This window comes from Massiliimicrobium timonense (genome assembly GCF_042850985.1).
GTDB lineage: Bacteria > Bacillota_I > Bacilli_A > Erysipelotrichales > Coprobacillaceae > Allocoprobacillus.
In genome coordinates this window covers 2281457-2306132 of record NZ_AP031415.1, presented here as the reverse complement: position 1 = coordinate 2306132, position 24676 = coordinate 2281457, and the positions used below count along the sequence as shown (strand labels likewise).

General features: G+C 31.9%; 18 protein-coding genes. 17 read left to right on the top strand and 1 reads right to left on the bottom strand.

From position 1 onward, the window contains the following. Position 1: 1 nt before the first annotated feature. Genes leuD through ilvB form a run of 4 tightly spaced genes read left to right on the top strand, consistent with a single transcriptional unit; the run spans position 2 to position 4948 of the window. On the top strand, positions 2-502 hold the full coding sequence (leuD, locus tag ACGHJ8_RS12070; protein WP_087357654.1) for a 3-isopropylmalate dehydratase small subunit: 501 nt from the start codon (positions 2-4) through the stop codon (positions 500-502). Next, positions 499-1581, top strand: a complete 1083-nt coding sequence (gene leuB / locus ACGHJ8_RS12065) for a 3-isopropylmalate dehydrogenase (RefSeq protein ID WP_390540565.1) — start codon at positions 499-501, stop codon at positions 1579-1581. Before leuD ends, leuB begins: the two co-directional genes overlap by 4 nt. Before the next feature lie 12 nt (positions 1582-1593). Continuing rightward, positions 1594-3261 (top strand): dihydroxy-acid dehydratase, encoded by a 1668-nt coding sequence (gene ilvD, locus ACGHJ8_RS12060; protein WP_087357652.1) that lies wholly within the window; start codon positions 1594-1596, stop codon positions 3259-3261. A gap of 10 nt (positions 3262-3271) precedes the next feature. Further along, on the top strand, positions 3272-4948 hold the full coding sequence (gene ilvB / locus ACGHJ8_RS12055; RefSeq protein ID WP_390540562.1) for a biosynthetic-type acetolactate synthase large subunit: 1677 nt from the start codon (positions 3272-3274) through the stop codon (positions 4946-4948). A gap of 103 nt (positions 4949-5051) precedes the next feature. Here ilvB and ACGHJ8_RS12050 read toward each other — a convergent pair whose 3' ends face one another. Beyond that, positions 5052-5750, bottom strand: a complete 699-nt coding sequence (locus ACGHJ8_RS12050) for a 5'-methylthioadenosine/adenosylhomocysteine nucleosidase (protein WP_211963115.1) — start codon at positions 5748-5750, stop codon at positions 5052-5054. Positions 5751-6259: 509 nt separating this feature from the next. Here ACGHJ8_RS12050 and ACGHJ8_RS12045 point away from each other — a divergent pair. The 13 genes from ACGHJ8_RS12045 (at position 6260) to ACGHJ8_RS11985 (ending at position 24665) form a co-directional block, all read left to right on the top strand. Continuing rightward, positions 6260-8581, top strand: coding sequence for an HAD-IC family P-type ATPase (locus ACGHJ8_RS12045; RefSeq protein ID WP_390542453.1), 2322 nt, complete (start codon positions 6260-6262; stop codon positions 8579-8581). A 65-nt stretch (positions 8582-8646) separates the two neighbouring features. Further along, positions 8647-9342, top strand: a complete 696-nt coding sequence (locus tag ACGHJ8_RS12040) for a LytTR family DNA-binding domain-containing protein (protein WP_211963124.1) — start codon at positions 8647-8649, stop codon at positions 9340-9342. After that, positions 9330-10538 carry an ATP-binding protein gene (locus ACGHJ8_RS12035; RefSeq protein WP_211963126.1) on the top strand — a complete coding sequence of 403 codons (1209 nt, stop codon included), beginning with the start codon at positions 9330-9332 and terminating at the stop codon, positions 10536-10538. Before ACGHJ8_RS12040 ends, ACGHJ8_RS12035 begins: the two co-directional genes overlap by 13 nt. A gap of 73 nt (positions 10539-10611) precedes the next feature. Further along, positions 10612-12651, top strand: coding sequence for an ATP-binding cassette domain-containing protein (locus ACGHJ8_RS12030; protein WP_390540559.1), 2040 nt, complete (start codon positions 10612-10614; stop codon positions 12649-12651). Then, entirely contained in the window at positions 12648-14462 is a 1815-nt protein-coding gene (locus ACGHJ8_RS12025) for an ABC transporter ATP-binding protein (RefSeq protein WP_211963130.1), read from the top strand. The genes ACGHJ8_RS12030 and ACGHJ8_RS12025 overlap by 4 nt, the downstream gene beginning before the upstream one ends. Before the next feature lie 55 nt (positions 14463-14517). Then, positions 14518-15411, top strand: a complete 894-nt coding sequence (locus ACGHJ8_RS12020; RefSeq protein WP_087357645.1) for a PEP phosphonomutase — start codon at positions 14518-14520, stop codon at positions 15409-15411. A gap of 107 nt (positions 15412-15518) precedes the next feature. Further along, positions 15519-17108 (top strand): phosphoenolpyruvate carboxykinase (ATP), encoded by a 1590-nt coding sequence (gene pckA / locus ACGHJ8_RS12015; RefSeq protein WP_390540557.1) that lies wholly within the window; start codon positions 15519-15521, stop codon positions 17106-17108. Between the two features lie 71 nt (positions 17109-17179). Beyond that, entirely contained in the window at positions 17180-17926 is a 747-nt protein-coding gene (locus ACGHJ8_RS12010; RefSeq protein ID WP_390540555.1) for a helix-turn-helix domain-containing protein, read from the top strand. Next, positions 17812-18864, top strand: a complete 1053-nt coding sequence (locus ACGHJ8_RS12005; protein ID WP_349291058.1) for an IS3 family transposase — start codon at positions 17812-17814, stop codon at positions 18862-18864. The genes ACGHJ8_RS12010 and ACGHJ8_RS12005 overlap by 115 nt, the downstream gene beginning before the upstream one ends. Positions 18865-19116: 252 nt before the next feature. Then, complete coding sequence (gene eno, locus ACGHJ8_RS12000) at positions 19117-20409, top strand: phosphopyruvate hydratase (RefSeq protein ID WP_390540553.1); 1293 nt, start codon at positions 19117-19119, stop codon at positions 20407-20409. Between the two features lie 121 nt (positions 20410-20530). Continuing rightward, positions 20531-22621: a glucose PTS transporter subunit IIA gene (locus ACGHJ8_RS11995; protein WP_390540551.1), complete on the top strand. Its 2091-nt coding sequence runs from the start codon at positions 20531-20533 to the stop codon at positions 22619-22621. Positions 22622-22633: 12 nt separating this feature from the next. Beyond that, positions 22634-23464: a PRD domain-containing protein gene (locus ACGHJ8_RS11990; RefSeq protein ID WP_390540549.1), complete on the top strand. Its 831-nt coding sequence runs from the start codon at positions 22634-22636 to the stop codon at positions 23462-23464. 211 nt (positions 23465-23675) lie between these two features. Beyond that, complete coding sequence (locus tag ACGHJ8_RS11985) at positions 23676-24665, top strand: PTS sugar transporter subunit IIB (protein WP_390540547.1); 990 nt, start codon at positions 23676-23678, stop codon at positions 24663-24665. The last annotated feature ends 11 nt before the right edge of the window (positions 24666-24676 follow it).

The window sequence follows — 24676 nt, the reverse complement described above, 5'->3', positions numbered from 1 at the left end:
TATGAAGGCAAAAGGAACAGTATTGAAATATGGAGATAATGTGGATACAGATGTGATTATTCCAGCACGTTATTTAAATTCATTTGATGCTAAGGAATTAGCCAGTCATGCGATGGTAGATATTGATCCAACATTTACACAACGTTTAAAACCGGGTGATATTATGGTAGCTGGGAAAAACTTTGGTTGCGGATCATCTCGTGAACATGCCCCACTTGCCTTAAAGACAGCAGGGGTCAGCTGTGTGATTGCTCAGTCTTTTGCACGTATTTTTTATCGTAATTCTTTGAATATTGGATTTGCAATTCTGGAATGCCCAGAAGCAGCCAAAGATATTGATGAAGGAGATCAAGTGGAAGTTGATTTTGATGCTGGAGTTATTAAGAATCTTACCAAAGATAAAAAATATCAGGCACAGCCATTTCCAGAATTTTTACAGAAAATGATTCAAGCCAATGGTTTGGTTAATTATGTCAATCAAAAAAGAGAGGGGAAACTATGAAAAAAACAATAGCAGTCATTCATGGAGATGGTATTGGTCCAGAAATCGTTAATGAAGCATTGAAAATGTTGGATGCGGTTGCTTTGAAATATCATCATACATTTGATTATCAATATATTGATATGGGTGGAATTTCTATTGATAAACACGGAGTTCCATTAACTGATGAAGCTATTGAAATAGCTAAAAACAGTGATGCTGTTTTATTAGGGTCTATTGGTGGAGATACCAATACTTCTCCATGGTATCAGTTAGAACCATCTTTAAGACCAGAGGCAGGATTATTGAAAATGCGTAAAGCATTAGGATTATTTGCCAATTTAAGACCTGCTTATTTATATAAAGAGTTAAAAGGTGCTTGTCCTTTAAAAGAAGAATTAAGTCAAGATGGTTTTGATATGATCATCGTTCGTGAATTAACAGGAGGACTTTATTTTGGTGAAAGAGAAACCAAAGAAATTGATGGACAGATGGTCGCTCATGATAATTTAATTTACAGTGAATCAGAAATACGTCGCATTGCCAAACGTGCTTTTGAAATTGCGATGAAACGTCGTCGTCATGTTATTAGTGTGGATAAAGCCAATGTTTTAGATACATCACGTTTATGGCGAAAAGTCGTCAATGAGGTAGCTGAAGATTATCCAGATGTGAAGCTGGAACATATGCTGGTTGACAACTGTGCCATGCAGCTCGTCAAAAATCCACAACAGTTTGATGTGATTTTGACAGAAAATATGTTTGGTGATATTTTAAGTGATGAAGCAAGTATGCTGACAGGATCGATTGGTATGTTATCAAGTGCATCATTAAGAGAAGATCAATTAGGTATGTATGAACCAAGTCATGGAAGTGCACCTGATATTGCTGGAAAAGATATTGCCAATCCTATTGCAACAATTCTTTCAGCAGCGATGATGTTACGTTATTCTTTTGATATGGATGAAGAAGCCAATGCGATTGAAAAGGCTGTGGAGAAAGTGATAGAAAAAGGATATCGAACAGTGGATATTATGTCAGAAGGAAAACAACAAGTGACATGTTCTAGAATGGGACAGTTGATAGTAGAAAATTTATAGTGAGGTAATGATATGAAAAGTGATCAAGTCAAAAAAGGAGTAGAAAGAGCACCACATCGTTCTTTATTTAATGCTTTAGGTATGACGGAAGAAGAATTGGATAGACCACTTATTGGGGTTGTGAATTCTTATAATGAGATTGTACCAGGACATATGAATTTAGATAAAATTGCTGAGGCAGTTAAAAAAGGAATTTATTTGGCAGGAGGAACACCTGTTGAAATTCCAGCAATTGCAGTTTGTGATGGAATAGCAATGAATCATACAGGGATGAAATATTCTTTGGTCACAAGAGAATTGATTTGTGATAGTACTGAATGTTTAGCTAATGCACATCAATTTGATGGTCTGGTTATGATTCCTAACTGTGATAAAAATGTTCCCGGTTTATTAATGGCAGCAGCCAGAATTAATATTCCAACTATTTTTGTCAGTGGTGGACCAATGTTGGCTGGAAGAAGATTGGATGGCAAACAGACATGTCTATCATCTTTATTTGAAGCTGTAGGACAATTTAATGCTGGTAAAATAACAGCAGAAAAATTAAAAGAATTTGAAGAAAAAGCTTGCCCAACATGTGGTTCTTGTTCAGGTATGTATACTGCCAATTCCATGAACTGTTTAACAGAAGTTTTAGGAATGGGATTAAAAGGCAATGGAACAATTCCAGCTGTCTATAGTGAAAGAATTAGACTGGCTAAACATGCGGGTATGCAAATTATGGAATTAGTCAAAAAAGATATCAAACCAAGAGATATTATGACAAAGGATGCGTTTTTAAATGCATTAACAGTTGATATGGCCTTAGGTTGTTCAACAAACTCTATGTTACATTTACCTGCTATCGCTTATGAAGCGGGTGTTGAATTAAACTTAGAGATTGCTAATGAAATTAGTAAGCATACACCAAACTTATGTCATTTAGCTCCTGCGGGAGATACATTTATGGAAGATTTAAATGAAGCTGGTGGTGTCTATGCTGTAATGAATGAATTAGATCAGTTAGGCATTTTACATACTGATGTATTAACTTGTACGACAAAAACATTAAAAGAAAATATTGCTGGATGTGTGAATTTAAATCCAGAAATTATTCGTCCGGTAGATAATCCATATATGAAAACAGGTGGAATTGCTGTGTTGAAAGGAAATTTAGCTCCTGACAGCTGTGTTGTTAAACAAAGTGCAGTGGCTAAAGAAATGTTACAACATACAGGTCCTGCAAGAGTTTTTGATAGCGAAGAAGAAGCTATTCAAGCTATTCGTGCTGGAAAAATTGTTGCTGGTGATGTTGTTGTGATTCGTTATGAAGGACCTAAAGGTGGTCCGGGAATGCGTGAAATGTTATCACCAACTTCAGAAATTGCAGGTATGGGATTAGATAAAGATGTTGCTTTGATTACAGATGGACGTTTCTCTGGCGCAACACGTGGAGCATCTATTGGACATGTGTCACCAGAAGCAGCAGTTGGAGGACCAATTGGACTTGTTGAAGAAGGTGATATGATTGAAATAGATATTATCAATCATCGTATTGAATTGTTAGTGAGTGATGATGTCTTAGAAGAAAGAAGAAAGGCTTTTAAACCAAAATTACCAGTTGTGAATGGATATTTGAAAAAATATGCGTCAATGGTGACTTCTGCAAACACTGGTGCTGTTTTAAAAGTCAAGGAATAGGGGGAAGTATATGTTATTAACTGGAGCCGATATAGTCATAGAATGTTTATTGGAACAAGGCGTTGATACTGTTTTTGGGTATCCCGGAGGAACAATCCTGAATGTTTATGACAGTTTATATAACTATCGTGATAAAATTAATCATGTTTTAACTTCTCATGAACAAGGAGCTGCCCATGCGGCAGATGGTTATGCCAGAGCAACTGGAAAAGTAGGCGTTTGCATGGCAACAAGTGGACCGGGTGCGACAAATCTTGTGACAGGCATAGCAACAGCTTATATGGATTCTGTCCCTTTAGTAGCGATTACTGCTAACGTAGGTGTGCCATTGTTAGGAAAAGATAGTTTTCAGGAAGTCGATATTACGGGTGTGACAATGCCTATTACAAAACACAATTATATTGTTAAAGATGTGGAAAGTTTAGCACCTATTATTCGTAAAGCTTTCCAGATTGCAAAAGAAGGAAGACCAGGTCCAGTTCTTGTGGATATTACAAAAGATGTCACAGCTGCCAAATGTGAATATCAATCACAAAAACCAGAAAAAATTGAAAGACGCAGTTATACTTATCCAACATCTACTTTAAAACAAGCGATTGAAATGATTGAAAAAAGTCATAAACCATTTGTGTTTGTTGGTGGAGGAGTTGTACGTTCTCATGCTTCTGAAGAATTGCGTGAATTTGTTGAAAAGATTGATGCGCCTGTAACTGATTCATTAATGGGGAAAGGGGCATTTGATGGAACAAATCCACGTTATACAGGAATGCTTGGAATGCATGGAACAAAAACAAGTAATCTAGGTGTTTCTCAATGTGACCTTTTAATTGCGATTGGTGCCAGATTTAGTGATCGTGTCATTGGAAATGCACAAAGATTTGCTAAACGTGCAAAGATTATTCACATTGATGTCGATGAGGCAGAAATCAATAAAAATGTAAATGTGGATTTAGGAATTGTAGGCGATGCAAAAAGTGTTTTGAATGCATTGAATTTATTATTAAAACAACAGAATCATTCACAATGGTTAAAAGAAATTCGTGCTTTAAAAGAACAATATCCTTTAACTTATGATACAGATAAATTAACTGGACCTTATGTGATTGAACAAATTGAAGCACTCACAGATAATAATGCAATTATCTGTACAGAAGTTGGTCAAAATCAGATGTGGGCTGCTCAATATTATCATTTTAAAAGACCATGTCAGTTGATTACAAGTGGTGGACTTGGAACAATGGGTTATGGTTTAGGAGCATCTATTGGTGTCAAATATGGAAAACCAGATCAATATGTCTTTAATATTGCTGGAGATGGCTGCTTTAGAATGAATATGAATGAATTGGCAACAGCTTCACGTTACAATGTACCTATTATTGAAGTGATTTTAAATAATCATGTCTTGGGAATGGTACGTCAATGGCAGACATTATTCTATGGAAAGCGTTATTCTGCAACAGTTTTAGATGATAAAGTTGATTTTTGTAAAACAGCAGAAGGTTTAGGTTGTAAAGCCATTAAAGTCACAAAGAAAGAAGAAGTGGCTCCAGCAATACTGGAAGCAATGGATAGTCAAGGACCGGTTGTAATTGAATGTGTGATAGAAGAAGATGATAAGGTCTTTCCTATGGTTGCACCGGGTGCTCCAATTGATGATGTCTTTGATCAAAATGATATTCAGGAATAGTCAAAAGCTATTCCTTTTTGTATACAATAAATATCCACCAGAAGTTGGTGGATATTTAAGATCATATTATTTTTAATGAAGACGTTGTTAATAATGTTATGCTTCATCTATGCTGATTCATATATTCTTTTAATATAGCTAAAGTTATATTTTTTGCAATTATAGAAGATTTGATACTGTTTTTTTCAAAATTTTCAACACCTTTGTGCTCAGCAGTATCAGTAATACAGCGAATTGAAAGAAATGGTATTTTGTTTACATAGCATACATGAGCAATACTGGCTGTTTCCATATCAACTGCTAAAGGGGCGAATTCATCATTGATCTTTTTACGTCCCATATCTGTTATAAAAGCTTCTCCTGTCACAATTCGTCCCCAAAAGACATTATTTTTTGATTCTATGTTTTTTACAGCACTTTTTGATATTTTTATCAATTCTTGATCTGCTTTAAAAAATACAGTTTTTAGCCATGGATGAAATTCTGTTAAAGTATCTTGTGCAACATCGTGATAACAAACTTCAGTAGATATAACAGTGTCAAATATTTTCAATTTTGGATTCATTCCACCAGCGGTTCCTGAATTTATAACCATATTGACATTGAAGTGGTCAATCAATATTTGTGTTGCGATGGCAGCATTGACTTTACATACCCCAGAAAATAGAGTAACAACTTGCATACCATCAATTTCCCCTTCGTAAAATTTAAGCATTGCTTTTTTGATGATATTACAATTATCTATCATAGATAGAAAAGGAGCAAGTTCATCATCAGTGGCACATATAATTCCAATTTTCAAATTTATCCCTTCTTTCGTTTATATAAATAAAATTTTCTATTAAATAGACAATATCAATTTTTTACATAAGATTTTGTAAAGAGAATATTTTTGTTTATTGACCATAAATATTGAACAAAAATCAGTTTTTTCATGTAAAAAAAAGGTTATTTACCTTTAATTGCATTATATCATGTGATTATAGGTCTTTCCATTTCTTTTTTTACTTTTGAAAAGATACTTCATAACTTGCTTTTGACAAAAGAATTTCTATAACTTTTTAATGATTGTTATATATGACTCTTGTGTTCGTTATTATTTTTTATTTCATTTTTAAACACTCTTATTAATAATATTTTATTTATTCTTGTATATCATCCTATTAAAATATAAAGTGAAGAATGACTATATATTCTAATTACCTCATATAATCAAGGAGATTTATTTAGAAAAACTTAAGAAAAAATTCATGGCTTTTCCATATAAATATGATAAGATTAAAAACAGTGATATACAGAATGGGTGATGAAATGGATAAAGTCAAGGGATTAACAAATCAAGAAGTACAAGAACAAATGCAATTAGGTCATGTTAATATTTCACCAAAGCCATTGGTTAAAACACATAGACAGATTTTTTGTGAACATATTTTTACACTCTTTAATGCATATAATTTTGTAATTGCTTGTGCTTTAATTTATGTCCAAGCATGGTCAAGCTTATTTTTTGTATTGATAGTGACTATGAATACAATCATTCATATTTATCAAGATATACGTTCACGACAGATGGTAGCACGTTTGAATTTAATTATTTCACCTAAAACAAAAGTTTTACGTGAGGAACAAATATATGAAATAGATAATGAAGACATTGTTCTTCATGATGTCGTGCTTTTTGAAACGGGACAACAAATATCAGCGGATAGTGTCGTGTTAGATACACCCATTGAAGTTGATGAATCATTGTTGACTGGAGAAGCTGACCCTGTTTTTAAAGATGTGGGAGATCATTTGTTGTCAGGAAGTTTTGTCGTCTCTGGAGCATGTCATGCACGTGTTGAGCATGTAGGAATAGATAACTATGCAACCAAAATAGCAAATGAAGCAAGAAAGCGTAAACCTGTAATTTCTGATTTAGTTGTGACTTTTAAAAAAGTCACACGTTTAACAAGTATGCTTGTCTTGCCTATTAGTATTTGTTTGATATATCAGGCTTTGGGGATTCGTAATGAAACATTAACATCAACTATTGTGAATACTTCAACAGCTTTACTTGGAATGCTTCCAATTGGTTTGGTTTTACTTACAAGTGTTTCATTAGCGACAAGTGTTGTCAGATTAGGAAAACGCAAAGTGCTTGTACAAGAGATGTTTAGTATTGAAACATTATCACATGTCGATGTGTTATGTCTGGATAAAACAGGAACATTGACACAGGGGAAAATGAAAGTACAAGATGTTTATACTTTTGAAAATCAATGGCATGATCAATTTATGAATATCATGAATTCATTTGTGAAAGGAAGTCTTGATAATAATGCGACCTTTTTAACGATGAAAGATTATTTTCAAGGAGAAGCACCTTATTCACCTTTGCGTAGAATATCTTTTTCTTCGGCTAGAAAATGGAGCGCTTTGGAACTGGAAAAAGTGGGTACTATTATTGTTGGAGCACCAGAAATTATTTTACCAGACTTGATATTACCGCTATCTATTGAATCAGCGAAACAACAAGGTGCAAGAATTTTGCTTGTAGCCAGACACTTTGATTTCGATAGTTTTCAAGACAATATGGAGCAAAGTACAGCCTTAGGCTTAATAGTTATATCTGATCCATTAAGAGAAGATGCGAAAGAAACAATACAGTTTTTTAAAGAAAATGATGTTGATGTGAAAATTATTTCAGGCGATCACCCTGTCACTGTCAGTGCTTTAGCTAAACAGGCAGGAATTGAAAATGCTCATAAATATATTGATGCTTCTACACTTACAACACCAAAAGAATTAGAAGATGCGATTATGAATTATCATGTGATTGGACGTGCCTCACCTTCACAAAAACATGAGATGATTCTATGTTTACAAAAACATAAACAAAAAGTCGCTATGACAGGTGATGGTGTCAATGATGTTTTGGCTTTAAAAGATGCTGATGTATCGATTGCGATGGGCTCTGGTTCAGATGCAGCTAAACAGATTTCACAGTTTGTCGTGATTAATGGGGAATTATCAACAATGGTAGATGTTGTAAAAGAGGGTAGACTGGATATTAATAATGTCACACGTTCAGCTTCTATGTATTATTTAAAAACAATCTATACAATACTTATTTCTATGACTTGCATTGTTTTAAATATGCCTTATCCTTTTATACCTTTTCAAATGACATTATTAGATAACTTTGTTGAAGGATTTCCTTCATTTATGATTTTATTTGAAAAAAATATATCTAAACAAAAAGAATCTATTGGTAGATATACACTACGTTATTCATTTCCTAATGCTATTGCGATTGTATTGTGTGTTATTGCATTAAAGTTATTAGCTCCAGTTCTTTCGTTATCATTGAATCAAGTTTTTACTATTCTGTATTACACAACAGCTATATTATCTATTCATATGATTTATCGTATATATAGCCCTATTAATCTTTATCGAACAGTTGTCTTAATTATAGATATTATAGCATTTGTTCTTGTTTCATATATCACATATGATTTATTACAACTTGCACCTATTAATATGCAATTATTCCAGTATATTTTGATTGTGCTGATATTTGGCTTAATGATATCAACATGCATATCTCAAATTGTCATTCGTTATTTGAATGCGCATCCTCAAGACTAGGCTTAGCCTAGTTTTTTGATTATAACTTATGTTAAAATAGGAATATAAGGATAGGTGATATTGATATGAAGGCAATGATTATTGATGATGATGCAGAATTTATAAATCAATTAAAAACATATTTAAATCAGACATTTAAGAATGTACAGATAGATACTTATATATCTTTTTGTAATGAGATTTATAATCAAGAATATGATTGTGTATTTTTAGATGTGATGTTAAAGGAGGGAGAAAGTTTTGAATATGGTATGAATATTTCAAAGCTCTATCCTCGTACTATTATTATTTATATTTCAAGTATAGATCATTTTGTTTATGACAGTTATCAACAAAATACATTTTTCTTTATTAGGAAATCACATTTTGATGAAGATTATTACAACTTTGTCAAGAAGTATCAAAAAATGCATTTGCAAGTTCAAGCAACGTTTTCTATTATTGTTCAAGGTATTCATATCAATATTAAGCAACAAGACATTATTTATGTAGAGTCATTGCGTAATCAAATTATCATTCATACATCTATGCAAACATATACTTCATATCAGACACTTAAACAAACATATCAAGAATTAAATCATCATTATTTTTATAAATTAAATAACCATATCATTATCAATTTAGATTATGTTATAAGTATACAAAAACAGCATATTGAACTGGTCAAGCAAATTTGCATTCCTTTTACTCGAGGGAGTAAAAAACCATTTATACAAAGATATTTGCAATATAGGAGTCAACATATATGGAATGGATAGGTTTAAATGTAATAGGTTCTTTATTACAAACATGGTTTGTAACAGAACTGTTAGATATAAAGAAAAATATGAGCTGGTTTTATAGAATAGTGATGGTTATTATAAATGTGAGTATTGTAACAATTTATGGATTAACAGATATTTCTGATATCCCACTAGTATTTATTCTTTTTATTTTAAATTTTATTTTAGCATATATATTTACTTATAATAAAGTTAGTGAAATATTGTTTGTTGTGATGTTGGAAAATATGTATAGTTTGACAATGAATATAATATTATTATTTATTAATGAATTATGTTTATTAGAATTGGATATTTATTATACTAAGATTTTTTATTTTGTATTAGGGTTTTTCTTTTTGAAAAGATTAAAAGTTATGCGTGTTACTTTGCACCAAACGAATGACTATATTTTGATTGTTATTTTATTTGGCTTATATTGTGTATCTTCATTTTTTACACAAGAATATCTTGTTTTAAAATCTAATACGCCTGAATTAATAAAAATGTTTGGAATCTTATTGTTATGTTTATTAAGTGTTTTTATACTCTTACTCTATCTGTTTGATTTAAACAATAAAAAAGAAAAATATGAAAAATTAAAACAAGAATTTAAAAATGAACAAGCATTACTTCATATCTATGATCAATTAAAGATGACAAAACATGATTTAAAACATGATTATCAATTAATCGATCATTATTTAAATCAAAAAGCTTATGCAAAGATTAAAGAGTTAATAAATAATCGAAAATACATTATTACATCAATACCTATATTTGTGAAAACGAAAAATGAACTTATAAATGCAATCATCAATAATAAAATTATGAATGCAGACATGAAAGATATTAAAGTAGAATGTTTGATAAATGTCCCCCAAAGTTTGCCTATCCAAGATTATGTTTTAAATGATTTGTTGTCCAATGTTTTAGATAATGCGATAGAAAACTGTCCTAAAAAGGGTTTGATAAGACTAAATATTATTTATGAGCAACCTATTTTACATATACAAGTGATTAATGATATAGATTTTTCTTTTGATCAGACACTGAAAACAAAGAAAGATAAGCAAAATCATGGATATGGATTAAAAAGTATACGTAGAATTGTTCATCAATATCATGGTGAAATGAGCATTCAATATGATGATAAATTATTTATTATACAACTTTCTTTATTACTACAATAATACGATTTATCCTTAAAAATAACGGTTTATCATTGTTTTATTTCAATTTAAAATGATTTTCAATATAGTAAATATGAGAAGAAAGGTATATTGGATAAAAGGAAAGATCGGTGGTATTATGCTAGAGATGAAACATATATGTATAAAATATAATAATCATGTTGTTTATAATCATGCTTATTTTTGTGCTAAAGATAATGAATTGACTGTTGTTGTTGGAAAAAGTGGAAGTGGGAAATCTACTCTGCATGAGTTATTGACTTTTCAAAGAACTGGAACTTATGAATATTATTATAATGATGAAAATATTGCTTATCTGAATGAGAATCAACAACAGAAATTTGTTCAAACGCATATGGGGATTGTGAATCAGATACCTGCATTTATTAATGATTTAAAAATGAAAGATCATATTGCATTATGTCAGTCATTATTTCATGGATATGATGTTGATGAACTAGCAGAGCAGTTGGAAATCAAGCATACATATTCTCTTTATCCTCAACAACTATCTGGGGGAGAAAAAATAAGAATGAGTATTTTATTGGCTTTGATTCATCAACCAGAAATACTTGTTTTTGATGAACCGACTGCATCTTTAGATAAACATCATACGCAATTGATTGTAAAACTGCTTAAAGATTATGCTCATCAAGGACATACAGTTATTATTTTTACTCATGATGCATTATTGAAAAAAGAAGCTGATGTTGTTTATCAGATAGAAAATTGCCAATTAACACAAAGTATAGTCAGTGGTCCTCAAACGATTGAGATGAAACCGCCTATTTTAACAAATTCTAAACATTATACACAATATTTATATAAAATGTTTGAACATCGCAAGTTATTAAAAATAACTATGATTATTTTTGTTTCTTTGTCGATTGGATTATGTAGTTTTTCTATTTTATATGGTCAATCAGTTATTCAAAAGTATGCAGATCAGTTGGATCCTTTGAATAAAGGGGGTATATTTTATCATGAGTATTCTCTAATGGATACTGATCCACCTTCTATTGGTGAGGAACTGGACGCAGTCAAAGAACTGTCACATATAAAGATATGGCCATTTGTTATTGATCAAAATTGGGAAAGTAACTTAAATGAAAATGATGAATACATGATCCTAAGAATATATCAAAACGGGCATTTAGAAAACCAATCAAAAATAGAAACAAGTATCGGTGCTTTTTCTGTTGCATCATATAATGAGAATTATGATTATAAAATAAATGATGTGAAAGAAATTAATAATGATGAAGGTGTTTATATCTCGTCTGATTTTTTATATTTTTTAAAGACAGGTCAATTTATAGAAGATTTTGTTGCTCATAAAGATGAATTAGAAAGAATGTGTCAAGAAGTTAATGAAAAGACAGAAGTAGAAATTCCTATCAACGTCCCTGTTTACCGTATGATAGATAATGATATGGATGATATTTATTATAAGACAGTAAATGTTAAGATGAAAATCAAAGGGATTATAGAAACACCTTATTCATTTTCTATGTCTTCTATTAATGGTATTTTAGATGTTGATGTTTTTTATCCTTTTAGTGTTATAGAACAATATCAAAAAGAATTATCAAAGACAATACCAGAAGATGCCGTACCATTTTATTATAATTATTATCAGTTTGTAGTAGAAGATGGTTATGATTTTCATGAGGCTAAGGAAGATATAGAGGCTTTAGGTTTTAAAGTTTCATCTACATATGACGAAATTTATACGAAAGTTCAAATTGTTAAACAATTAAATGAAAGTATTTTTATGATTTCAGGGTTAATTATGCTCGTTGTTTTAATGTTATTCTTTGGAGTCAAATATAATCAAAAACAAGATTATGTTGATTTTATTCACTTCTTTACAAGACGTGGATTAACAGTTTCACGTTCAAGAAAAATGTTGGGAATTTATTTTTTGTATGAGAGTTTGATTTGTATGATTTTATCTATTGTTTTTATGTTTATAATTGCATATGTATTTTTTGCTTTATTGTATAATGAAGTCTTTATTGTTCGTCCATCATTCTTTGCATTCTGTATTATTTTAAGTTTATGTATAGAAATAGGGATACCTATGCTTATATTAAGGGGGATTAGAAAATGATTAAATTAACACATCTATCTTCTCGTTATAAATCAAAGAAAGTGAAAGAACAAAGTATATGGATTCCTGAACATCATTTAACGTTTATTCAAGGATTGAGTGGGAGTGGAAAATCAACTTTATTATATAAATTAGGTTTGATTTCAAAGGATCAAAAGTATCATTATATGTATCATGAACAAGATTTAACAGCTCTTAATCAACGTCAACAAGCAGGTATGAGAAGATATTCTATTGGATATGTTTTTCAAGATTATGGATTACTTGAAAATATGAGTGTTGGGGAATGTTTAAAATATTACAGTTATTTAAGTTCTGTAAAATTTGATGAAATGAAGATGCAAGAATTATTACATAAGGTCCATCTTTATTGTCATTGGAAACAAAAGATTATGACTTTATCAGGTGGTGAAAAGCAAAGATTGGCTATTGCTTGTGCTTTGTTGAAAAAACCAGAAATTCTCATTTTAGATGAACCGACAAGTGCTTTAGATGAAAAGAATGAAAGAGAAATATTTCAATTATTAAAAGATTTATTGCATACAGAAGAATGTACAATTATTGTTGCTAGTCATAGTTATGTGGCTGAAGAATATGCTGATTGTATTTATGAGATGAATCAACAAGGCATTGTTTTAAAGAAAGAGTGCCTAGATAATCCCATTCAACTGATACACAAGTCAAAACATCATAGATGGCCATTTCTTTTATATTATTTAAAAATTCATTTTCAAAATGAAAAACTTATGAATATGATGATGGTGGTTGTTTTGATATTTGGTAGTTTAGGAACATTAGTGATTCAAAAATCAATGAATCAGGCACAAGCTGGTGTTGACCAAAAGATGCAACGTATAGCTGATTTTCAAATCATGATTGAAACGAGTGATGTTTCACAAAAATTAGGTGCATATGATGAGGCTTCTCCATTATCTGTAGATTTGCTGGAGAATATTCAAAATTATGATGGAGTTAAAAAAGTTTATCCATTTTATAATTTATCAGTTCAAGTTGATGGTCAACAAATTCCTGTTTATCCTTTATATCCCGAAAATCAGCTTACAGGGAAAGTATTTCAGACAATTCAAGAAGATAGACATCTTTATCCTTCTTATCATAGTGTTTATACAATGATTCATGATCAAAATGAGTATCATTTTTCAGATTTTACTTTTAATAATAAAATAAAGGTTGATAAAGAAATACCTGTGAGTGGTATTATGGCAATAGGTTTGAATGTAGCTTATGATAGTTCATTGGATTATATGTTGATGAATTATGAAGATATGGAATCATTAGCTTTACAGGCAGGGGTTCAACCAGTAAAAAGTGCTTCTGTTATATTTTGTGAAAATATTAATTCTTTGTATCAAGTAGAGGATTATATCGTAAATCATAGTGAAAATGTGAATATCAATGATCAATTTCAAGATACTGTATTATTAATCAATACAAAAAATGAAACATTGAGTATGTATACAATGGAAAAATATATTACAATTGTTTTGTTTACTTTGATTTTTATGTATATGTGTTACTGGTCACTGAAAAGACGTGAAAAAGAATTAACTATATTAAAGGCTAATGGTGTGATGTTTGATGAGTTTATTGTTCTTTTGAATCTGGATCAAATTTTTAAAATGTTTATATCATTGGTGGGTGTATTGATATTATCTTGGATTATTCAAATTCATTATTTAGAGATGATAGTTATTTTGGGTATTATTTATGGTTTGTCACTTTTGTGTTCTGTCATATTGTCTTGTGTTATGGTGAAAAATGTAAATCCTGAAAAAATCTTTAGAAATTAATCTATTGAAAGCGTTATAATAAAGCGATATAATGTTGCTTAGGAGGATACGGGAAATGAAAAGATTATTAAATTGTACAACAAGTGAAATGTTATCAATGAACAAAGATGAATTGAAACAATCTATTTTAGCAAGTGAAGGAAGAACAATTATGACAGAAACAGTTGTGGCTTGTCCACCTTTACTTGGTGATTTAACAAATGCTGAATTAGCTGTTTCTTTTGGTAGTGATATGGTGTTATTAAATGTTTTTGATTGTGATCATCCTCATATCAATGGATTACCTGAAACAGATGAACCAGTGAAATTATTGAAGAAATTAGTAGGTAGACCAGTGGGATGTAATTTGGAACCTATTGATGAAAATGCAAAGATGATGGAAAACAGATTAGAGATTTCTCATGGTCGTCATGCGACAAAAGAAACATTTATGAAAGCAAAAGAATTGGGATTTGATTTTATCTGCTTAACAGGAAATCCTGGAACAGGTGTAAGTAATGCTTCTATTGAAAATGCGATTAAACTTGCAAAAGAATATTTTGGTGGAATGATTATTGCTGGTAAAATGCATTCAAGTGGAATTGATGAAGCCTTAGTTGATTTAGATAGCATTGAAAGATTTATTGATGCGGGTGCTGATATTATCTTAATGCCTGCTGTTTATACAGTGCCTGGTTTATCAGAAGAAGAAGTCAGAGATGCTTGTAAATTAATTAAATCTAAAGGGGCTTTATCATTAAGTTCTATTGGAACTTCACAAGAAGGTAGTGATGAAGGAACAATTAGAGAAATCGCATTAGTGAATAAACGTTGTGGTATTGATATTCAACATATTGGTGATGCTGGATGGTGTGGTATTGCTTTACCTGAAAATATTATGGCATTATCTATCGCCATTAGAGGTAAACGCTGGACATATCATAAAATTGCATCTTCAGTGAATAGATAAGGATTCTCAGGAATCCTTTTTTTCTTAGATGAACGACTTTTCTTGAGATGAAGGGTTCTTTTTTATAAAATAAAAGAAAGAAGACTTTTTAAAGGAGAGTGTGAAATATGGATCATTATAATATTCAAAAATATGGAATTCATACAACGGGAAGTGTTTATCGAAATATTCCTGCGGGTTCATTAATTGAAAAAGCATTAATAAAAAAAGAAGGGCGTTTAAGTCGTGCTGGATGTTTATGTGTACATACAGGTGAAAGAACAGGACGTTCCCCTAAAGACAAATATGTTGTGGATACACCTGCAGTCCATGATAGAATTGCTTGGGGAAAAGTGAATCAACCTGTTTCTAGAGAGCAGTTTGACCAAGTTTATCAAGCGATTATTCAACATTTCAAGGATAAAGATTTGTATATTTTTGACGGTTATGCTGGAGCTAATCCCAAATATTCTTATGGTTTTAGGATTATTAATGAAAAAGCAAGTCAAAATCTTTTTATTTCAAATTTATTGATTAAACCAACACCACGTGAATTGCAACATTTTCAGGAAGATTATCTGGTATTAGTTGCTCCTGACTGTCATATTGATGCATCGGTTGGTCTAAATAGTGATGTGGCTGTTATCATTGATTATGAAAAACAAATTGTATTAATTGCTGGAACGGGTTATTCTGGAGAAATTAAAAAGAGTATTTTCTGCGTTATGAATTATATGTTACCTCAGCGTAATGTTTTTACAATGCATTGTTCAGCGAATATAGGAGAAGATGGTAATACAGCATTGTTTTTTGGTTTATCTGGTACAGGAAAGACAACTTTATCAACAGATCCTCATCGTAAACTTATTGGTGATGATGAACATGGTTGGTCACGTACATCGGTTTTTAACTTTGAAGGGGGATGTTATGCAAAATGTATTAATCTTTCAAAGAAAAATGAACCAGATATATGGGAAGCTGTGAGATTTGGTGCTCTAGCAGAAAATGTAAGTTTATTTGAGGATACGAGAATTATTGATTTTGATGATGATTCGATTACTGAAAATACACGTGTGGGGTATCCTTTGAATTTTATTAAAAATATTGAGCCTAGTGGTATGGGACCTATCCCTAAGACAATATTCTTTTTGGCTGCCGATGCTTTTGGGGTTTTACCACCTATTTCTAAGTTGGATATGAATTCTGCGGTCTATCACTTTGTATCTGGATATACAAGTAAACTGGCAGGAACAGAAAATGGTGTTAGTGAACCACAGGCAACTTTTTCAACGTGTTTTGGTGAACCATTTTTGCCAATGGACCCATTGCTTTATGCAAAACAATTCCAGAAACGTATGACAAAAGCGGGTTCTAATGTCTTCTTAGTCAATACTGGATGGGTTGGTGGATCATATGGGGTAGGACGACGTATCCCATTAAAATATACAAGAGCTATGATTGAAGCAGCTATTAACGGTGAGTTGGATTATGTCAGTTACGAAGTTGATCCATTCTTTAATTTGAATATACCTTTATTCTGTCCAGGAGTACCAACGGAATTATTAAATCCACGTACAACATGGGTAAGTAAAGATGCTTATGATTTAACTGCTCAAAAGCTGGTTGAAATGTTCCAAGAAAATTTTAAGCAATATCATCATTTCCCAAAAGCAATTATTCATGCAGGACCAGGTGGAAAAGTGAATAATACATTTTAGTGGCAACTTGATATGATAACCTCCTAGTACACAGTGTAAATAATTAAACACTGATACGGGAGGTTTTTATATTGAGAAGAAAAAGCAAATATTCTAAAGAACTAAAAATAGAAATATGTAAACGTTATTTGAATGGTGAAGGATCTACTTATTCATTAGCTGATGAAATCGGCACAAATAATATGGTTGTTTATAGATGGGTTAAAAAATACAATGCTTTTGGTGAATCAGCTTTTGATGATTTAAAATCAAATAATGCATATACTAAAACATTTAAACAGATGGTTGTAGATGCTTATTTAAACGGCGAAGGTTCATTAGATGATCTGGCAATAAAATATAATATTTCTTCTAATAGCACTATCATAAAGTGGATAAAAGATTATAATAGTCATATGGAATTGAAGGATTACATTCCTGGAGGAGAAGATATCTATATGGCGAAAAGCAGAAAAGTAAATAAAGAAGAACGTATTGAAATTGTAAAGTATTGTCTTGAACATGATTTGGACTATAAGACAACAGCTAAGGTATTTGAAACAACTTACGCTAATGTCTTTAATTGGGTCAAGAAGTATAAGGAAAAAGGCGAAGATGGTTTAGGTGATAGACGTGGACATCATAAAGCTGATGAAGAAGTTGATGAAATGACTTTATTAAAACGACAGCTCAAACAAAAGGAATATGAACTTGAAATGGCACTATTGGAGGTAAGAATGTTAAAAAAATTGGACGAGATAGAAAGAAGGCGATATACAGAGAAAGCAAATATGAAGAAGAATATGAAGCAATCAAAGAAATTAGCGAAGAAGAAGTAGATAAAGGAAACACACCAAATATATCACTTATGTGTAGAATACTTGATGTCAAACGTGCAAACTATTATAAATGGCTTCATCATGAAAAGAGTATTGTAGACAAGGAAAATGAAGAGATAGCTGAGCTGATCAAAGAATATCATAAAAAATATAACGGATTATTAGGTTATAGAATGATGGCTGATAGAATAAATAGAGATCATCATAGACATTATAGTGACAAACGTATCTATAAGATCATGAGGACATTAGGTATTCAAAGCATCATTCGACCTAAACGAAGAAGTTGTACAGTTAGAAAAAATAACAACACAGCTAAGAATAATCTTAATAGAGATTTCAATGCATCAAGACCAAATGAAAAATGGGTAACTGATGTCACAGAATTCAAATATGGCCCACATAATGAATATAAGCTTTATTTGAGTGCATTTCTTGATCTCTATGATAGAACAGTCGTCAGTTATGAAGTTGGTAATCACAATAATAATATTCTTGTTTTTAATACATTTGATAAAGCAATTCAAGCTAATAAAGATGCACATCCTTTATGTCATTCGGATGGAGGATATCAATACACAAGTCCAGCCTTTGTAAATATGCTTAAAGAGCAGGGAATGACACAAAGCATGTCAAGAGTTCACTGCTGCATAGATAATGGACCAATGGAAGGCTTTTGGGGAATCATGAAATGTGAGATGTATTATTATGGAAAACATTACAACACAAAGGACGAACTTATTAAGGCTATTGATGATTGGATTCATTATTACATGTATGAAAGATATCAAAGAAGATTTGGAGTAAAGACACCATATGAAGTGAGAAGAGAAGCACTATCATTACAAAGACCAAATCAATATCCAATATTAGAAAATAAAAGAATCATAAAATATAAACAAGAACATTATACAAGTAATACAACATTAGCTGCATAAAGAAAAATGAAGTTGTCTCCTCGGCAACTTCATCAAAAACATTTTTAATTATTTCACCTGTCTACTTGACAGGGGCGGTTCAACTTCGTTTGCCACTTTTTAGTATAGAAAATAAAAGAAAAAGACATACTATGTATGAAAATAATTATGTATAAAAGTTGCTTTATGGTAAGAAACATGATATTTTATATATAGTTAGACAAAGCTAACTATATATAAAATATCAATTTAATAAAACAGGAGGATATGAAAATGAGTAAAATTATAAGTGTCTATGCAAGAGAAGTCTTGGATTCACGTGGGAATCCAACAGTAGAAGTAGAAGTGAAAAGCGAAAGTGGTGCTTTTGGTAGAGCTATTGTTCCTAGTGGTGCTTCAACAGGTGTTCATGAAGCTGTTGAATTAAGAGATAAAGATGCAAACAGATATTTAGGATTAGGTGTATTAAATGCTGTTCAAAATGTCAATGATGAAATTGCGAAAGCAGTTGTCGGTGAAGAAGTGACAGCACAAAGAAAAATTGATCAGATGATGATTGATTTAGATGGAACGCCAAATAAAGGACGCTTAGGTGCCAATGCGATTTTAGGAGTCTCTTTAGCAGTCGCAAAATGTGCTGCTGATGAATTACATGTCCCATTATATCGTTATATTGGTGGAGCGAATGCGCATGTATTACCTACTCCAATGATGAATATTATTAATGGTGGAGCACATGCTGATAATAATGTGGATTTCCAGGAATTTATGATTATGCCAGTGAATGCACCATCATTTAAAGAAGCTATTCGTATGGGAGCAGAAGTTTTCCATGCTTTAAAGAAAGTTTTAAAAGGAAAAGGTTTAAATACTGCTGTTGGTGATGAAGGTGGTTTTGCGCCTAACTTAGCATCTAATGAAGAAGCAATTCAAACAATCTTAGAAGCTATTGAAACAGCTGGATATAAACCTGGTGTTGATGTGAAATTAGCTATGGATGTCGCAAGTAGTGAATTCTATAAAGATGGAAAATATACATTACCAGGAGAAAACAATAAATCATTTACTTCTCAAGAACTTGTTGATTTCTATGTTGAACTTTGTGATAAATATCCAATCATTTCTATTGAAGATGGATTAGATCAGGATGATTGGGAAGGATGGGATTACTTAACTGAAAAATTAGGTGATCGTGTTCAATTAGTTGGTGATGACTTCTTTGTTACAAATACAAAACGTTTACAACAAGGTATTGAAAAAGGTGTTGCTAACTCTATCCTTATTAAAGTCAACCAAATTGGAACTTTAACAGAAACATTAGAAGCTATTGAAATGGCTCAAAAAGCAAACTATACAGCTGTTGTTTCACATCGTTCTGGAGAAACAGAAGATACAACAATTGCTGATATTGCAGTAGCGACAAATGCAGGTCAAATTAAAACAGGTTCTGCTTCTCGTACTGATCGTATTGCAAAATACAATCAGTTGATGAGAATTGAAGATGAATTAAAGAATCAATCTTGCTATGCATCTACAGAAGCATTTTATCAATTAAATCATAAATAATAACAAATGAAGTGGAAAGGCTGATATATAAGTCTTTCCTTTTTTTTGAAAGTTTTATAGACATTTCTTTGTATATTCTTTACAATATCAAAAGAGATTAGTGAAGAAAGGATGGGAAAATATGAAAAAAGGCATTTTTAGTCTATTGCAAAGAATTGGTCGTTGTTTGATGTTGCCTATTGCCGTATTGCCCATTGCAGGTCTGTTTTTAGGGGTAGGAAGTTCACTCACAAATCCTACGACAATTGCTTCGTTGCATTTGGAATGGGTCATGGGTGAAGGAACTTTTCTTCATGGTTTCTTATTATTGTTAAAAGGTGTAGGGAATATTTTGTTTGAAAATATTCCATTGCTGTTTGCGGCATCAGTGGCATTAGGAATGGCAAAAAAAGCCAAGGAAGTTGCGGCTTTGTCTTCCATTATCGCTTTCTTTGTTATGCATGCGAGCATTAATGGGATGTTAACTTTAACAGGAGTTATTGAAAATAATCTGATTGTTCAAGATGTTCTAACCGGAAGTATTGCTAATGTTTGTGGAATTCTTTCTTTACAGATGGGAGTCTTTGGGGGCATTATTGTTGGATTGGGTGTTAGTTATTTACATAATCGTTTTTATGATATTCAATTACCTGATATCTTCTCATTTTTTGAAGGTGAAAGATTTGTACCTATCATAGCAGCTATTGTCTATTTGTTTGTTGGTGTTATGATGTTTTATATCTGGCCTGTTATTCAGTCAGGTATATTTGGTTTAGGAAAATTCATTGCAGATTCAGGTTATTTTGGTACTTTTATTTATGGTATTTTAAAAAGAGCATTAGTACCATTTGGATTACATCATGTCTTTTACATGCCATTTTATCAGACGGCGATTGGCGGTTCCATGATGATTAATGGTACTTTGGTTGAAGGTGCACAAAATATCTTTTTTGCGCAGTTATCTGATCCAACATTAACGCATTTTAGTAGTGAAGCGACAAGGTATTTTTCCGGTGAGTTTATTTTGATGATGTTTGGTCTACCTGGAGCGGCTTTAGCTATGTATCATTGTGCTAAGCCTGAGTCTAAAAAGGTGGTAGGTAGTCTTTTGCTTTCAGGAGCATTAACAAGTTTTTTGACAGGAATTACAGAACCGATTGAATTCACATTTGTCTTTGCGGCACCACTCTTATTTGGATTACATGTTTTTTTAGCAGCCACAACCTTTGTTGTTGCGCATGTTTTTAAGATTGCAATTGGATTTACTTTTTCTGCCAGTAGCATTGATTTTCTTGTTTTTGGTGTTTTACAGGGCAATGATAAAACGCATTGGATATTGGTTATTATCTTTGGTTTGATTTATTTTCTATTATATTATTTGAGTTTTCGTTTTTGTATTTTGAAGTTTGATTTAAAAACTCCAGGACGTGAAGAAAATCAAAAACTGACTATCTTTAAAAAACCTCAATATGATTATTCTTTTGATAAATCATACCTTGATCCACAATGCCAGCGCATCATCAAAGGATTAGGTGGTCGACATAATTTTGAGGATTTGGATTGTTGTATTACCCGTTTAAGAGCAACCATTTATGATCGTGATAAGGTCAATGAAGCATTGTTGAAACAGGCGGGAGCAGCGGCTGTGATGTTACAGGGAGATAGTATTCAGATTATTTATGGACCTAAAGCTTCTTCCATTAAGACCAAACTTGATGAATATCTGGCACATGTCCCTGAAAAATATGATTATGAAGAAAAGAGTATTTCTTATTCTCAAAATAAGATAGAATTGAAGAATGTTGTTGATGGCGAAGTCTTGCCAATAGAAGAGGCGGCTGATGATATTTTTTCACATAAACTTTTAGGTGATGGCATTATGATTCAACCAGATAATGGGACAATTGTGGCACCTTGTGATGGTGAAATATCAATGATTTATCCAACAAAGCATGCCATTGGCATAAAAAGAGATGATGATATTGAAATTTTATTGCATTTTGGTACGAATACCGTTAACTTAAAAGGTGAAGGATATCAAGTGATGGTCGAACTGCATCAAAAAGTCAAAACAGGAGATGTTTTGTGGCAGGCAGATTTAGCATATATTCAAGCTCATGCGACTGATGCCAATATTATGCTGGTTGTGACTCAATCACCTGAAGAAACGACTTTGAAAAAGTCTTATGGATATATGCAACAAGGAACAAAAGTTCTAGAGATTTACGATTAGGGGAAGAGAAGGATGTATACAATTATAAAAGTGCTGAATAATAATACTGTTTTAGCCAAACATGATCATGAAGAAATCATTGTCATGTTTAAGGGGATTGGTTTTGGCAAAAAGGCTGGTGAATGTCTAGAAATACCGCCACAGGCTAAAAAATATCTGATGCAAAAAACTTATCAGTCAAAAGATCGTTTTCAAAATATTATTGAATATATTGATCCGATATATTTAGAAATAGCAGATGAAATTTTAAAGAGAGCTGAAGCCAGATTTGCAAAAATAGATTACAATATTTTATTACCACTAGCAGACCATATCTTTTTTACAATGAAACGTATGAAAGAGAATATTTTACCATCCAATCCATTTCATTACGATATTCAGTTATTATTCCCTGATGAATATGAAGTTGCTCAAGAAGCAAGAGACATTATTTTTCAATATACATCTCAAATGATTAATGATGATGAAGTAGGATTTATTACATTACATGTGCATTCTGCGGTATCAACAAATAAAGTTGTTGAATCCATGGAAGCAACACGTATTATTCACGAACAAATCTTACAATTACAAAAAGATTTAAATATTGTCATAGATGTTCATTCTATTTCTTATGCCAGATTGATGAATCATATCAAGTTCTTGATTGTGCGTATTAATACAGGTGAGAAACTACAAATGGATATTAGTGAATTTACGAAAGACAAGTTTCCTTTTGCCTATCAGCAGGCACAACATATGTGTCATTCATTATCAAAAATACTCAAAAAAGAGATGCCAGAAACAGAAGTTGGATATTTAGCATTGCATTTAGAAAGAATTTTATCAAGTACAGTTCAGTAGTGTTTTGATAAAAATATTCAAATTCTTGACAAGGGTTTGAGAATATGGTAGCCTATAACTAGAAAAAAGAATATTTAATAGTGTGTTACTGTTAGGCAGGCATGAACTATTTTGATTGAGAATATAACAGGATGATTGTATTCTCAATGAAGATAGACATGTCTGCCTTTTTTGCATCTATTAAGTAGAAAGAAAGGGAGGAAAAACAAAAATGGTAGGAATTATTCTTGCTAGCCATGGTGAATTCGCTAATGGTATTTTGCAATCAGGATCTATGATTTTTGGTGAACAGCCAGATGTGAAAGCTGTGACATTACAACCTAGCGAAGGTCCTGATGACTTAAAGGCTAAAATTCAAGAAGCTATTGCTACATTTGCAAATCCTGATGAAGTATTATTCATGGTTGATTTATGGGGTGGAACACCATTCAATCAATCTAATGGACTTCTTGATGGTCATGAAGACAAATGGGCAATTGTGACTGGCTTGAATTTGCCAATGCTGATTGAAGCTTATGCTTCACGTATGTCTATGCAAACTGCACATGAAATTGCTAAACACATTGTAGAGGTTGCAAGAGAAGGGGTTAAGGTTCGTCCAGAAACATTAGAACCAGAAAAGAAAGAAGCAACTGTTCAGCAGCCAACACAACCTCAAGGAGCTATTCCTGAAGGAACAGTGTTAGGAGATGGACACATTAAATATGTTTTAGCACGTGTGGATACACGTTTATTACATGGGCAAGTCGCTACAACTTGGACAAAAACAACACAACCAAATCGTATTATTGTTGTTTCTGATTCTGTTGCTCATGATGATTTACGTAAGAAAATGATTGAACAGGCTGCGCCACCAGGTGTCAAAGCCAATGTCGTTCCAATTGATAAAATGATTCAGGTTGCAAAAGATCCACGTTTTGGAGCAACAAAAGCTATGTTATTATTTGAAACACCTCAAGATGCCCTTCGTGCAATTGAAGGTGGAGTCGATATTAAAGAATTAAATATTGGATCTATGGCACATTCACTTGGAAAAGTTGTTGTCAATAAGGCAATTGCTATGGGAGAAGATGATGTCAAAACAATTGAAAAATTAAAATCAATGGGAATTACTTTTGATGTTCGTAAAGTTCCATCTGATTCTAATGAAAATATAGATAATCTTCTTAAAAAAGCAAAAGCAGAATTAGCAAAATCTTAAAATAGGGAGGA